The organism is Pseudomonas sp. MDT1-16 (assembly GCF_054898115.1).
On the sequence record NZ_CM142717.1, the window covers coordinates 197007 to 210247 of the forward strand.

The window sequence follows — 13241 nt, forward strand, 5'->3', positions numbered from 1 at the left end:
CCATGAGCAGCGTGCTGATTCGCAATGCCCGGCTGGTGAATGAAGGTCGCGAGTTTGACGGTGACCTGTTGGTGAGCAACGGTCGAATCGTGAAGATCGCCAGCAGCATCCACGGTGAAAATGCCGACGTGGAAATCGATGCACAAGGGCAATGGCTGCTGCCCGGCATGATCGACGACCAAGTGCACTTCCGCGACCCAGGCTCGCCGGACAAGGGCAGCCTCTACACCGAATCCCGGGCCGCGGTCGCCGGCGGCATCACCAGCTTCATGGACATGCCCAACACCCATCCTGCGACCCTGACCCTCAGCGCACTGGCTGACAAAAAGCGGAAAGCGGCGATCAACTCGGTCGCCAATTACGCCTTTCATTTCGGCGTGAGCAACGACAATCTCGACACCGTCGCCAGGCTAAATCCCTGTGAAGTCGCTGGCGTCAAAGTGTTCATGGGCGCTTCGACCGGCAACATGCTGGTCGATGACCCAAAGATTCTGGAGCGGTTATTCGCCGAGGTGCCCACCATTTTGTTGGCCCACTGCGAACACACGCCCAGCATCGACGCCAACGCCGCGAACCTGCGTGACTTGTTCGGTGAACACATTTCAGCTGCGGCCCACCCGCTGATCCGCAACGCCGAGGCCTGCTTTCGCTCCTCCTCAATGGCCGTGGACCTGGCCAGGCGTCACGGCACCCGACTGCATGTTCTGCACCTGACCACCGCCCGCGAACTGGCGTTGTTCGAAGACAAGCCGCTCGCCCAGAAACGCATCACCGCCGAAGTCTGCCTGCACCACTTGCTGTTCGATGATCGGGATTACCCGAGTCTCGGTAACCTGATCAAGTGCAACCCGGCGATCAAAACCCAGGCCGACCGCGATGCCCTGCGCGTAGCATTGCTGAGCAATCGACTCGACGTGATCGGCAGTGATCACGCGCCACACACCTGGGCCGAAAAACAGCGGCTATACAGCCAGGCGCCTGCCGGCTTACCGTTGGTGCAACATGCCCTGCCCGCGCTGCTGGAATTGGTCGCGGATGAAGTTCTGCCGATCACCACGCTCGTGGCCAAGACCAGTCATCGCGTCGCCGATCTGTTCGCCATTCCCGACCGCGGTTATCTGCGCGAAGGCTATTGGGCCGACCTCGTTCTGATCAGACCCGAACCCGGCGGCGTCGCCGTTTCCCAGCAGCCGATCCTGTCTCAATGCGGCTGGACACCTTTTGCCCGACAGCGTTTTCGCCACAGCATCGGCACCACGATCGTGTCGGGACAAATTGCCTGGCACGACAAACGTCTTAATGACAACTGTCAGGGATTACCTCTACGGTTTATGCGCTAGCACTGGAGAGCACCGACATGATTCACATCACCCTTAGCGACGGTTCATTGCGTGAATACGACCAGCCACTGTCGGTGTACGAGTTCGCCGCGAGTATCGGATCCGGACTGGCAAAAGCGGCGGTGGCCGGCCGAGTGGACGGCGTCCTGGTGGACTGTGAGTTCATGATCGAGGCCGATGCCCGGGTCAACATCGTCACGCCTCAAGAGCCCGATGGGCTGGAGATCCTGCGACGCTCCTGTGCACTGATGCTGGCCATGGCCCTCAAGCAACTCCATCCACAGGTGCAACTGCACGCAGGAATGGCGCTGGGCGACGGGTTCTTTTATGAGTTTTCTGCCGAGCGATCCTTAACGCAGACAGACCTGCCCCTGATCGAAGCGCGCATGCAGGCTCTGGCGGCGACCAATCACTCGATTCGCCGTCAAGGGAAGACGCAGCTGTACCGCTTGGGGAACTTCGAGTCTACGACAGTTGGCCCGCATGTCCCCGCGACCAGAGTGCTGCAAGCGTTCACCCTCGACCACATCAGCGGGACGTTGCAGCAGCGGATTTATGGTACGTGTTGGCCCTGCCAACAGGAGCTGGAAAACTGGCGGACGCCGCCACACGTCATCATCGTCAGCATGGACGAACGTCAGGCGGATTACGCGCAATCGGTGACCGAGGCATTGCGCCGAAGTGGCGTGCGCGCCCGCGCGGATCTGCGTCACGAGAAAGTCCGTCAAAAAATTCGCGAGCACAGTCAGCATGTACCGTATCTGGTGGTGATCGGGGAGAAAGAAAAGGAAGGCGGGTTTGTCAGCGTGCGGAGTCGTACCGGAGAGGATTTCGGCAGGATGGAGATCGAAGCCATGTGTGAATGGTTGAATCAAACCCGCTCCGACACAATTCTGTAGGAGCGAGCGGTGCGGCGATCCGACTTGCCCGCGGAGCTTTTAGGGTCTCGGCTTAACGGTCCCGCAATCTTGACCCAACCATACGGCGCGGCTTTCGAGGCTGCCCTTCTGCTGGATACCGGTGGCATTGAAAGTGCCGTTAACCTTGGTGGTGAACTCACGATCACTGAGGAAAGTGGCGACACCGGTGCCCTGCGCTTTCGGACAACTGAAGCGGAATTTCCACTGGTTGCCGGTGCGATCAGTGACTTCCTGCTTGCAGCCCGATTGTGGATCCGTCAGCGGAATGTCGTCGGTCTTCACCTGTTCCGGTGTCAAACAAGCCCGAATCCCTTTGCCGCCCATGGTGATGCCCTGTTTCTCCAGCTGCGCGCGCTGTTCAGGGGTGATCTGGCTCTGTATCTGGCCGAGGATCAGCTGCAAGTCCGGGAGGTTCTGGTCATCGACTTTCATGTTGCTGGTGGTCAATTCCCACAAACCGGGCTGCAACATCTGCGCCTGAGCGGCCACAGGAAGTGACAAACCAACAGCCATGGCCAAACCCAGCAGACGAACGTTCATTGAGTAACTCCTGATCAGTAGTGGCCTTTAGACGTCAGCCAGTGGCTTCGGTTCAGAGGCCAATTAAATAGCGACATTCTGCACGGAACATGGTCTGTTAAGCATTGAATCTTCAGGAGCAAGGCTGCCCCCATGGATTACTTTGGACCGCATATTTTCGGCTACATGATTGCATTGCTTCACACGCTGGGCCTGATCGCTGCCATCCACGCCGTGCTCACCGTCCGGACCGCCCAGGGATCGATCGCCTGGGCCCTGTCGTTGCTGTTTATTCCCTACCTCACGCTCATCCCGTATCTGGTCTTCGGCCGCAGTACCTTCGATGGCTACATCAAGGCTCGGCGGCAGGCCAACGAAGAAATGCGCAAGGCTATCTCCGAGCTGAACTGGCGCCCTTGGGTAGAAGAGGCGTTGACCGCTCGCGCCTCGAATGCTTACGCATCCTTGAGGGCGATGCCGAAACTTGGGCGCATGCCCTGTTTGGCGAACAATGAAGTGCGCTTGCTGATTAACGGCCAGGCCACCTTCGACGCCATTTTTGAAGCCATCAGCAATGCGAGGGAAGCGGTGCTGATTCAGTTTTTCATCATCCACGACGATCGTCTCGGCCAGCGCCTGCAAACCTTGCTGCTGAAGAAAGCCGCCGAAGGCGTGGCGGTTTATTTATTGTACGATCGCATCGGCAGCCACTCCCTGCCTCACAGTTACGTGCAGCCGTTGCGCGATGCCGGCGTCGAGGTCAAAGCCTTTGCCTCCCGTAGCGGCTGGCTCAACCGCTTCCAGGTCAACTTCCGCAACCACCGCAAGATTGTGGTGGTCGATGGAGTATTGGGTTTCGTCGGTGGGCACAACGTCGGCGATGAATACATGGGCGAGAAGCCACCCTTGGCGCCGTGGCGCGATACCCATGTGCAAGTACGCGGGCCGGTGGTGGCCTGCATGCAAGAGTCTTTCGCCGAAGACTGGTTCTGGGCAGCGCGGTCGTTACCCCCGCTGATCCTGCCGGACGTTTATCCGGACGACGGTGTGCTCTGCCAATTGCTGGCGAGCGGCCCGGCAGATTCCTACGAAACCTGTTCGTTATTCTTCGTCGAAGCCATCCATGCCGCGACCGAACGGGTGTGGATCACCAGCCCTTACTTCATCCCCGACGAGGCCGTCTTCGCTGCGTTAAGGCTGGCGGCTCTGCGTGGCATAGATGTGCGGCTGCTGCTGCCCTCACGACCGGACCACCGGATCGTCTACGCCGCCTCCAGCCTTTATGCCTTCGAAGCCGTGCGCGCCGGCGTGCGGGTGTTCCGCTACGAGCCTGGATTCCTCCATCAGAAAGTGGTGTTGATCGACAGCGAAATCAGCGCCATTGGCAGTGCCAATCTGGACAACCGCTCGTTCCGGCTGAATTTTGAAGTGATGTTGTTGACGGTCGACAGCGCATTTGCCGCCGAAGTAGAACAGATGCTCAATGATGACTTCGCCCAAGCCCACGAGATCACCAAAGAAGAAAGCCGGGAGACCCACCGCCTGCAACAGGTCGGCATGCGGATCGCCCGGCTTATTTCACCAATTCTCTAAGGGTTGTAGATATCGTCGCGAGTCCATGGCAGTTCATGGCTACCATCGGGGTGGGCTTTCACCGCGAGAATCTGGTGCAGATTGATCCAGCCCTTGGCGAACGCGTAAGCGCATCCCGCCAGGTACAGGCGCCAGATCCGTAAGGCCTGCTCTGGCACCAGCCGGGAAGCAGCTTCCAGATTGTCTTCCAGGCGTTCGCTCCAGTGGTCCAGGGTACGCGCGTAATGCAAGCGCAGACTCTCGACGTCGACGATCTCCAGCCCTGCTTCGCTGATCTCGGCAGATATCATCGACAGATGCGGCAGCTCGCCATTGGGGAACACATACTTCTCGATGAATTCACCGGCACCGCGCCCCACCGGACGACCATCGATGTGCTTGGCGGTGATCCCGTGGTTCATCACCAGGCCACCCTCTTTCACCGCACCGAACAAGGTTTTGCAGTACTCAGCCAGATTAGCGTGGCCAACGTGTTCGAACATGCCGACACTGACCACTTTGTCGAAGCGACCGTCCTGAGGCAGGTCGCGGTAGTCGAGCAGTTGCAGTTCGACCAAATCGTCCAGGCCTTCGGCCGTCACGCGTTCACCGGCAAGTTCCAATTGCTCTTTACTGAGTGTGATCCCGAACACCTTCGCGCCAAACTCCCGGGCGGCATACCGTGCCAGTCCGCCCCAACCGCAACCGACATCCAGCAGGTATTCGCCTGGTTGCAGCCGCAGTTTGCGGCACAGGTGGCGGAATTTGGCTTGTTGCGCTTGCTCCAGCGTTTCGCTGCCGGTCTCGAAATAGGCGCAGGAATACGCCATGTCGCTGTCGAGCCACAGCTGATAAAACGCGTTGGAAAGGTCGTAGTGGTAGGAAATCGCCTTGGCGTCGGTCTCCTTGTCGTGCACGGTGCGCACTGGCTGACTATCTCGGTCTCCAAGCAACGCCTGGCTCCATTCATCACAGACGCGAATCACCTCGCTGATGGAGCCTTCCAGCTCAAGTTTGCCTTCGACAAACGCCGCTCCGAGCACGTCCAGGCTTGGATGAGTGAACTGGGTAACCATTTGTGGGTCCTTGACCACAATTGTGACGCTGGGCGTCGGCCCCAGGTTGAACTCATGGCCGTCCCAGAGTCGCAGGCGTAACGGTAACTGCAGATTCTGTAAGGCCGGTGGAAGATGCGCGAGCATGGAGAGTCCCCTTGTTTCAGACGTCTGATGTGAGGGTAGACCATCCTGGAAAATAGCTGGCTATCGATTTAATAGCCGTTTTCTATGATGCGTAGCGTTCGAACCAAACGCCGAGAATTCACAGAAGTGATTGCCCTCACCTAGATGACTACGAATTCGGCCTACAGTTCTGAAAATTAGCAATCGCCCGTGATCGCTGTTTAGAGCATTCACCAGGCGTACTCAATCCCCATCCTTCAGTTTGAGCAATGGCTCCTGAAACCGCAGTAGTCGGCCGGCATTACCGAGTACCAACAATGTGCTGAGGTTGTGCAGCAATGCAGCAATCATCGCCCCCGCAGCGCCGAGCCAGCCAAAGGCGGCGAAGGCTACAATCGCCAGCGTCCAACCCAAACCGATGATCACGTTAACCTGCAACGTCTGCCGACATTGGCGACTCAACCGAACACATGTGCCGAGCCGTCGCAGATCGCTGCCGATCAACACAATGTCGGCCGAGGCCAGCGCGATGTCCGCTCCGCCCGCCCCCATCGCCACGCCGACCACACCCGCTTTGAGCGCCAATGAATCGTTTATGCCATCACCCACCACCATCGGCCGGAAACCACTGCCGATTTCCTTCAGCACGCGATTGAGTTTGTCCTCGGGCAAGGCCTGAGCTTCGACATCGCTGATCCCGACATCGCGGGCCAGCGTGTGCGCAACGCTTTGCCGATCACCCGTGAGCAGCAACTGCCTCCCCAACCCCAGTTCACGCAGCTCGCTCAACGCAAATCGAGCCTCGGGTTTGACGCTGTCGGCCAGCAACAGCCAGGCGAGGAATTCACCGTTGAGCGCCAGCCCGGCAATCGGGCCATCGTGGTCGGGGACACTCGAAGTGGCGATACCCAATTGCGCGAACAGCTCCGGACGACCGAGCGCCGCCTCGCCCTGCTCCGTCATCGCCACCACGCCGAGCCCCTGGCGCTCGTGGATGTCAGAGAGCAGCAGAAAATGCTCCTGAGTGACCAGCCCTGCGAGCGCGCGGCTGACCGGGTGACTGCTGGCGGAGCCGAGGCTGGCGGCAAGTTTGAGAACGTGACTGCGATCCTCGAGAGGACTGTCGATGGACTGTAGGCGCAAGGTGCCGAAGGTCAGGGTCCCGGTCTTGTCGACCACCAGCGAAGTCAGGTCTGCCAACTCTTCGAGGAACGCGGAGCTGCGAATCAGAATCCCGTGACGAGCGGCCACCGCCACGCCGGCAATCGCCGTGGCCGGCGCGGACAACACCAATGCACAAGGACAGGCCGCCACCAACACCGCGAGCATGGCCTGAGCATCGTTAGTGACGAACCAGGTCACGGCGGCCAGCAGCAACACCAGCACCATGTAGCTGCCAGCGTAGCGTTCCAGCAGACGCGTGATCGGTGGTTTGGAACGCTCTGCACTTTGCATCAGCGCGATGACTTTGCCGAGGGTCGACTCATTGCCGGTGCGGGTCACTTCGATGCGCAGCAGGCCGTCGAGGTTGATCGCGCCGCCGAAGACTTGCATACCGACGTCCGCCTCCATTGGCACCGATTCGCCGGTAATCGAAGCAGTGTCCAGGCTCGCTTGACCGGACAACACCCGACCATCCGCCGGCACTCGATCACCGGCGCGCACCTCGACGATGTCGCCGGCCTTGAGTGTGCCGTTATCGACTTCGACGATGGAGCCATCGGCCTGAGCCTTGCGCGCGTGGCTGCGAGTCAGTTTGCCGAGGGCGCGAATCGCCTCTTGGGAGCCGATCACGCTGCGCTCTTCCAGCACGTGGCCGAAGATCATGATGATCGGCAGCAACGCCGCGGTCAGCAGATCACCCGTGGCCCACGCCCCCAGCATGGCCAGGGCGATCAATTGATCAGTGATCCCGTGCAGGCTCGGATAACGCAGGCTGTACCAGGCTGAACGCATCACTGGCACGGCCACCAGTAAAGAAGCAAAGCCCAGCAGCAATTGACTCACGCCAGTCTGCTCCGGCGACATCCAGCGCCAGGTCAAGCCGAGCGCGAGCAGGCCAAGTGCGAGCATGGCCAGGGTCAATTGCCGCGCGGCGCTGCGTTGTTCAGCCGAGGACAACAGGCTCGGTGCGGCGGCGGTTTGGGCAGTCATTGTGCAGCTCCCTGAATGATCAGGTGGGAATCGTCCTTCGGGTTGACCGTGGTCACCGAGCCCGCCTGACCGAGAATCTTCGGCACCCGCTCGCGGTAGATACGCAGCAGCATTTGCGGGTCGGTGCCCTGTTGCTGGGCCTTGGCCAGACTCAACACGGTGGCCGTGTCCGTCGAGGCTTTGGCCAGCCGTTCACTCGCTTGGGCATGAGCGACTTGCAGCGTGCGATCGGCTTGTTCGTTAGCGGTCTGAGTCAGTTTCTCGGCTTCAGTGCGAGCGTTGGCCACGACTTTGTCGGCTTGCTGACTGGCGGTCAGAACCGCGTTGAAGGCGTTGACCGCTGGGCCGGGCAGACTCGATTGCACGTCGACCCGCGCCACTTCTATGCCTATCCCCTGCCCGGTCGCGGTCAGTTCCGCCAGGCGCTGATTGATGCCTTGCACCAGATCACCGCGCAACCGTTCGCGGTGTTCGGCAGCCTGGCTATCGGCGCCCATCAGCTCCGGCCGAGCAACCAGAATGGTGTCCAGATCGCGTGCGGCGGTGAGGGCCACCGCGCTGCGAGTGACCAATCGATCCAACGCCGGCAACACATGTTCGCCTTGAACGACGAAGGCATACGGCTCGGTAACTTTGTAGAAAACCCGCACATCCAGTTGCACCACGCCCGCGTCACCGGTGAGCAAGTAACCGGAGCCGGCGAGTGCATCACTGATCGGTGTGGCGAAACTCGCCACGCGGTCTGCCTGCAACGCGGCATCGGTGCGCAGCAGGTTTTCCACCCGACGCTCAATCACCCGATCTGCTGCGGGCAACAAAATCACCTGCTCAAACGGACGGGGCCAAGCCAATAAAAGGCCAGCATTCTGAATTCGGTCCAGCGCGCCGAAGTGCAAAACCACAGCGCGATTTTGCGGATCGATCTGCCGCACATTGGAAAACGCCCACGCCAAAGCGGCGAGCACGGTAACGGCGTAAAGCGCCAAAAAAGCCAATCGCCCCGCCTGAATCCAGGGACTGCTTAACTCATTTGTTCCACGTGGAACTAATTTCATGGCTGCGACCCGGACTTGTTATCGAGGGTCGGCGGACCGTCAACCAACACCCGGAACGGCGCAGCGTCGGTGCGCAGAATCAGTTTTGTGCCGGGCGTGACGATCGTGCCCAACGTGTCGAGGGAGCGCAGCAAGTTGTAGAGCTGCGGCGAACCGGCGTAGGCGCGGCCGTAAATTTGCGCGGCTTCAACGCGCGATTGTGCTTCGATATCCGCCGCTTTCACCGTGGCGTCGGCCTGCACGATTCGCGCGTCACGCTCGGCAGCAGAACGGATTTGCGCCGCTTCTCGCTTACCGATGGCCGTGCGTTCGGTGGCGATTGTTTCACGCTCGGCGCGCATGCGATCGACCGTAGCGGTGAGGGTTACCGACGGCAAGGTCAGACGCTCAATGCCAACTTGCAGCACCCGTACACCATAAGTCGTGAGCAACTGCTGATCGATTTGCTGACGCAGTTGCGCTTCAAAATCAGCGATGTGAACTTGATTGGCGTCGGTGTTCACCAAGTTAGCCAATTCAAAGCTGCTGGCCGTGGTTTCCAGAGCGGAGCCAACAAACGTGCGAATCTGCCGCGCCGCTTCGTCCGGTTGATTCTGTACGGCACGCATGAAGCGTTGCACGTTGTCCGGATCGCCCTGAACCTGCCAGGCCACGTAAGCCTGAACGATGATGCGCAAACCATCCCGCGTACCCACGTCCTGCAAACCGCTGGACGTGGTGCGCAGCCGCAGATCCACTGGAATCGCCGCTTCAAAAGGAGCAGGCCAACGCCAGCCTAGACCCGGTTCCAGCAATACCCGCGAAGGATTACCGAAACGCGTGATCACCGTGGCCTCCCCCGAACGCACTTGCACCAGGCTCGCTGCCGCGATGGCGAACGCCACCAGCAACGCCGCCCAGCCCATTCGCCGCCACGGGAACGGGCCCGCTTCTTGCGGATCACCGTGGTGGTGATGGTGATGTCCATGGTGATGCCCACCATGGCCGTGATCGTGGCCAGTGTGGTCATCGTGATCGTGAGTGTGCAACTGGCTCAATTGGCAGCTCCTGGCTGAGCGGTCTTACGCGGCGCAGGGTCAGCCGGCAGCGTGAATGTACGGAGGTCGATGGTCGGCGCGTTACTGCTGCCGCCCAGACGATGATCGAGCACCAGCAACCTGGCATTGGCCAAGCCCTGGGACAGTTGGCTGAAGTACTGCTCCAGCACGAAGGCCTGGCCGGCGCTGGCGTAAGCCTTTTGCTCGGCGCCGAATCTCAGGTCCGCCGCTTGGGCGGTGGCGTTGATTTCACGAGCGCTGGCCGTCGCTTGATCGCGAGCGATGCTGGCCTGCAGTTGCGCCTGATTGGTGGCCTCCGCCGCCGCACCGCGCTCGCGGGAAATCAATGCCTGGGCGCCAATCTGCGCAGCCTGCACACCGTGATAGGCATTGGCGGCACCGGCCGGCGGATGAATTGCCTCGACCACCGTGGCGAGAATTTCCACGCCGCTGTCGAGTTTCTGCAAGTCAGCCTGCACCGCCCGGCCAATCTCTTCGGCGAGCCCTACCCTGTCCTCGCCAAGCAACCCGTCGAGGGTTCGCGAAGCGAAGTCATGAACCAGAATCCGGCTGGCCGTGCTGCGGATCAGCGTCGGGACATCAGCGTTGTTGTAGGTCGCGGCCAACGCAGCTTGATCGTTCAGACCGATGCGATAGACGAAACGCACGTCCATGTTGACGATCTGGAAGCTCTGCTTGTCGGCTCGGCTGCTGGCAATGACCTGGGATTTGTCGTTCACATGGCTGGCGTCCCACAAACGATTGGCAATGGCGGGCGCCGGACCTTCGGCGGGTTCGGCCACGTCCGGCGCCGGTGTTTCACCAACACTGGTGGCCAACTCGTGGACCACACCGTTCTCGACGCTTAACACTCGGCCCAGAGGCCAGGGCAAACCCGCGTGTAAACCGGGACCGAACACGTCCACCGGTTTACCGAAACGCTCATAGATGCCCCGCCCTTGCAGCGGTATTTCGTGAATGCCGGTCAGCGACCAACCCACAATCGAGACCACGGCCAGCACCGGAAAAAATGCCCGACGCATGTAGGTGAAGGCCCAGATCTGCCGCAGGTCGATGCCGAAGCGATTGTGCAATTCGTGCTGCAACGCCAGCAAAGGTTGCGGCGGCCAGCGCAGCATGTCGGCGACGAAGCTTCGCGCCAGCAAGGCAGGTTCGAGTTGTTCGCGCTGCGGACTGAACAACGACAGCATGGCGCGCAACAGTAGTTCGGCGGCGACGAGCCCCGGCAGCAGGCCGATCAGTACCGCAAGACGCGCTGGCCAGACCGAGGTTTCGCTACCCAACAACAGGCACAAAGCGCCAAACACCAGGCAAATGATCGCCACCCGTGTCAGCTGCGCCAACGACCCCGCTTCGGGCCATTGGGCGATGTTTTCCTGGGCCAGTTGACGTTCCAGCACCAGCAAACCGAAGGCCAGCAACAACGATAACGCCGCACCGACACTGGCCGACAATCCCAGTGCGGTCGGCGGCAGTGCCAGGTTCCAGACCTGTCCGATGGTGAATAGCGTCAACAGCGACCAGCCGCCAAGCCACAGTGTCGGCGGGCCAATCTGCACCAGCATTCGCAACCATCGTTGACTGATCCGATCGAGCAGACGTTCGTACCAGCCCACCGAAGCGACGACTTCATCTGCAACGAGCACCTGCACCACGGGGTTCATCGCCCGCGCACGCCATTGCGTCACCCACCAGGCCGATTGCAAACCAGCGACCAGCACCAGCAAACCGGCGCTCTGATTAACCAGCAACGACGGCCAGAGCGAGTGCGGCGCAAACAGCCCGACAAAAAACGCCAGTAGCCAACCTGTCGACACAAGCGCGCCCAGACCGATTGCGAACTGACGCAATCGTCGCCCTTGAAAAACCGCCTGCTGAAAACGCGGCAGTCCGGCTACTTGCGTCCCATCGACATCGAGATCGACTTGCATACCACCCCAGTGTTTATCGTTGCTCATATCGCAGTTCGTTACGGTATAACGAAAGCCGTGAAATTTCCGTTCTTAAATCCCCTATCTAAAGGCGCTCAACCTGTCGCTTGGCTGAAGCCTTTACCGAAATGCTGTTGAACGCGAATATTACGTTCGTAAGAAATACACGCATTTTCAGAAACGGCCTACATAAGCAGCTACCTCCTCTGCCTTAAACTCCCCCCATTCTGACCACAAGGAGTGAGCGCATGGCGAGTCATAGCTACATGACTATTACCGGTAAAAAGCAGGGTCTGATTTCTTCCGGCTGCTCCAGCCAAGACTCTATCGGTAACAAATGCCAGTTTGGGCATGAAGACGAAATCATGGTGTTGGCTTACGCCCATAGCATGTTAACGGGCAGTGATGGCAGTACGTCAGGCGGGCGAGGCAAACATATGCCAATTGCCATTACCAAAAATATTGATAAATCTTCGCCACTGCTAGCCAGCGCTCTGGCTGAGGGTGAAGAAGTTGAATGCAAGATTGATTTTTATCGCACGTCTCCAGCCGGCGGCCAGGATAAATATTATTCAGTGAAAATAACGGGCGGTCGTATTGCGAATGTAAGTCTTCAGATCCCGCACGCTATCCATATGTCCGACACGGAGCCGCAAGAGCTGGTGTCCATTCGTTATCGAGATATTAGTTGGACGCACATCCAAGCGGGTACAAGTGCCTATAGCACGTGGGGAAACGAAGATGAATGAGACGTCATGTGATATTCATGACGTCACCAAAGCCGCTGCGGACCTGGTTGCATTAGGCTGCACAGTAGGCGCTACACATTTTCATGACGGTATTACGCAGCTTCAATTCAATTCGATGGTTTCTTCTTATGCCAACGAAGTAATCAAGGCCGTTGATGAAGGGCTCCTCACTGCGTGGGAGGGAGTGCAATCGATAACAAAAGAATATGCGGAGCTAACTTCCAAGGCGATTTTTTATGCTCAAAATGGCATTGGTGTTGTCGCTGGCGCTATGCAAGTTGAGGTAGGTGTAGCAGTTACCGGGGCCACAGGGGGATGGGGGACGCCATTTGGTGGAATGTTTATCGCGCATGGCGTTAATAATATCTATGAAGGCTTTGGCAATATTTATAATGGCCCTGAAGCACCTCGCGTGCAGGGACCTGTGCGGCGCGTTTATCAAGACGCTTTAGGAGGCGAATACCACGGAGATATGCTCTATGGTTCTATGGACTTACTATTGTCTGGCATTGGCATTATTAGACTAGTACGCAAGCCTGACTCTGTGCAGCTATTTAGGCATGACCCGATGAACTATGAAAGGGCGTACCTACAAACAGGGAAGGTAGCTCTATTTTTCGAGGCTTTGGTTGACTACATCACATTAAATTCAATGCTTACTAAAGAAAAACCCGAGTAAACACACAGCGCTATGGCGCCATTAAAATCAAATTACGCCACGTAACCTTTTTACTAAAAAACGAAACGCAAAAAAACAGAGAA

The 13241-nt window shown here is 58.9% G+C and carries 11 protein-coding genes; 5 read left to right on the forward strand and 6 right to left on the reverse strand.

Features of this window, described 5'->3' with window-relative positions; genetic code table 11:
* The first annotated feature begins 2 nt into the window (after nucleotides 1-2).
* Together ACYZT3_RS00860 and ACYZT3_RS00865 are read left to right on the forward strand one after the other, a co-directional pair.
* Nucleotides 3-1340, forward strand: a complete 1338-nt coding sequence (locus ACYZT3_RS00860) for a dihydroorotase (RefSeq protein ID WP_462031308.1) — start codon at nucleotides 3-5, stop codon at nucleotides 1338-1340.
* A gap of 17 nt (nucleotides 1341-1357) precedes the next feature.
* Nucleotides 1358-2239 carry a His/Gly/Thr/Pro-type tRNA ligase C-terminal domain-containing protein gene (locus tag ACYZT3_RS00865; RefSeq protein WP_462031309.1) on the forward strand — a complete coding sequence of 294 codons (882 nt, stop codon included), beginning with the start codon at nucleotides 1358-1360 and terminating at the stop codon, nucleotides 2237-2239.
* Nucleotides 2240-2278: 39 nt separating this feature from the next.
* On the opposite strand, the gene ACYZT3_RS00870 is transcribed toward ACYZT3_RS00865, so the two are convergent.
* A complete protein-coding gene (locus ACYZT3_RS00870) occupies nucleotides 2279-2800 on the reverse strand; it encodes a DUF3617 domain-containing protein (protein WP_282382819.1) in 522 nt (173 codons plus the stop codon).
* Between the two features lie 132 nt (nucleotides 2801-2932).
* Here ACYZT3_RS00870 and cls point away from each other — a divergent pair, with 132 nt between their 5' ends.
* Nucleotides 2933-4372 carry a cardiolipin synthase gene (gene cls / locus ACYZT3_RS00875; protein ID WP_282382817.1) on the forward strand — a complete coding sequence of 480 codons (1440 nt, stop codon included), beginning with the start codon at nucleotides 2933-2935 and terminating at the stop codon, nucleotides 4370-4372.
* On the opposite strand, the gene cfaB is transcribed toward cls, so the two are convergent.
* The 5 genes from cfaB to hflK (ACYZT3_RS00900) form a co-directional block, all read right to left on the reverse strand.
* The gene (gene cfaB, locus ACYZT3_RS00880) at nucleotides 4369-5553 is read right to left on the reverse strand and encodes a C17 cyclopropane fatty acid synthase CfaB (protein WP_282382814.1); all 1185 of its coding nucleotides are present in this window, start codon (nucleotides 5551-5553) and stop codon (nucleotides 4369-4371) included. The two genes, cls and cfaB, sit on opposite strands and share 4 nt — an antisense overlap.
* Nucleotides 5554-5775: 222 nt before the next feature.
* Nucleotides 5776-7686 carry a heavy metal translocating P-type ATPase gene (locus ACYZT3_RS00885; protein WP_282382813.1) on the reverse strand — a complete coding sequence of 637 codons (1911 nt, stop codon included), beginning with the start codon at nucleotides 7684-7686 and terminating at the stop codon, nucleotides 5776-5778.
* Nucleotides 7683-8741, reverse strand: coding sequence for a protease modulator HflK (hflK, locus tag ACYZT3_RS00890; protein ID WP_462031310.1), 1059 nt, complete (start codon nucleotides 8739-8741; stop codon nucleotides 7683-7685). The genes ACYZT3_RS00885 and hflK (ACYZT3_RS00890) overlap by 4 nt, the downstream gene beginning before the upstream one ends.
* Nucleotides 8738-9778 carry a protease modulator HflC gene (gene hflC / locus ACYZT3_RS00895; protein ID WP_462031311.1) on the reverse strand — a complete coding sequence of 347 codons (1041 nt, stop codon included), beginning with the start codon at nucleotides 9776-9778 and terminating at the stop codon, nucleotides 8738-8740. Before hflC ends, hflK (ACYZT3_RS00890) begins: the two co-directional genes overlap by 4 nt.
* Nucleotides 9775-11730, reverse strand: coding sequence for a protease modulator HflK (gene hflK, locus ACYZT3_RS00900; protein ID WP_462032439.1), 1956 nt, complete (start codon nucleotides 11728-11730; stop codon nucleotides 9775-9777). The genes hflC and hflK (ACYZT3_RS00900) overlap by 4 nt, the downstream gene beginning before the upstream one ends.
* 248 nt (nucleotides 11731-11978) lie before the next feature.
* On the opposite strand from hflK (ACYZT3_RS00900), the gene ACYZT3_RS00905 reads away from it, so the two are divergent.
* Complete coding sequence (locus ACYZT3_RS00905) at nucleotides 11979-12479, forward strand: Hcp family type VI secretion system effector (RefSeq protein WP_461967408.1); 501 nt, start codon at nucleotides 11979-11981, stop codon at nucleotides 12477-12479.
* Nucleotides 12472-13158 carry a DUF4225 domain-containing protein gene (locus tag ACYZT3_RS00910; protein ID WP_462031312.1) on the forward strand — a complete coding sequence of 229 codons (687 nt, stop codon included), beginning with the start codon at nucleotides 12472-12474 and terminating at the stop codon, nucleotides 13156-13158. The genes ACYZT3_RS00905 and ACYZT3_RS00910 overlap by 8 nt, the downstream gene beginning before the upstream one ends.
* Nucleotides 13159-13241: the final 83 nt, after the last annotated feature.

What these genes read in the sequence shown, in the direction of transcription:
- ACYZT3_RS00860 (WP_462031308.1), top strand. Translation starts at nt 3, where the DNA reads ATGAGCAGCGTGCTGATTCGCAATGCCCGGCTGGTGAATGAAGGTCGC.
- ACYZT3_RS00865 (WP_462031309.1), top strand. Translation starts at nt 1,358, where the DNA reads ATGATTCACATCACCCTTAGCGACGGTTCATTGCGTGAATACGACCAG.
- ACYZT3_RS00870 (WP_282382819.1), bottom strand. Translation starts at nt 2,800, where the DNA reads ATGAACGTTCGTCTGCTGGGTTTGGCCATGGCTGTTGGTTTGTCACTT.
- cls (WP_282382817.1), top strand. Translation starts at nt 2,933, where the DNA reads ATGGATTACTTTGGACCGCATATTTTCGGCTACATGATTGCATTGCTT.
- cfaB (WP_282382814.1), bottom strand. Translation starts at nt 5,553, where the DNA reads ATGCTCGCGCATCTTCCACCGGCCTTACAGAATCTGCAGTTACCGTTA.
- ACYZT3_RS00885 (WP_282382813.1), bottom strand. Translation starts at nt 7,686, where the DNA reads ATGACTGCCCAAACCGCCGCCGCACCGAGCCTGTTGTCCTCGGCTGAA.
- hflK (WP_462031310.1), bottom strand. Translation starts at nt 8,741, where the DNA reads ATGAAATTAGTTCCACGTGGAACAAATGAGTTAAGCAGTCCCTGGATT.
- hflK (WP_462032439.1), bottom strand. Translation starts at nt 11,730, where the DNA reads ATGCAAGTCGATCTCGATGTCGATGGGACGCAAGTAGCCGGACTGCCG.
- ACYZT3_RS00905 (WP_461967408.1), top strand. Translation starts at nt 11,979, where the DNA reads ATGGCGAGTCATAGCTACATGACTATTACCGGTAAAAAGCAGGGTCTG.
- ACYZT3_RS00910 (WP_462031312.1), top strand. Translation starts at nt 12,472, where the DNA reads ATGAATGAGACGTCATGTGATATTCATGACGTCACCAAAGCCGCTGCG.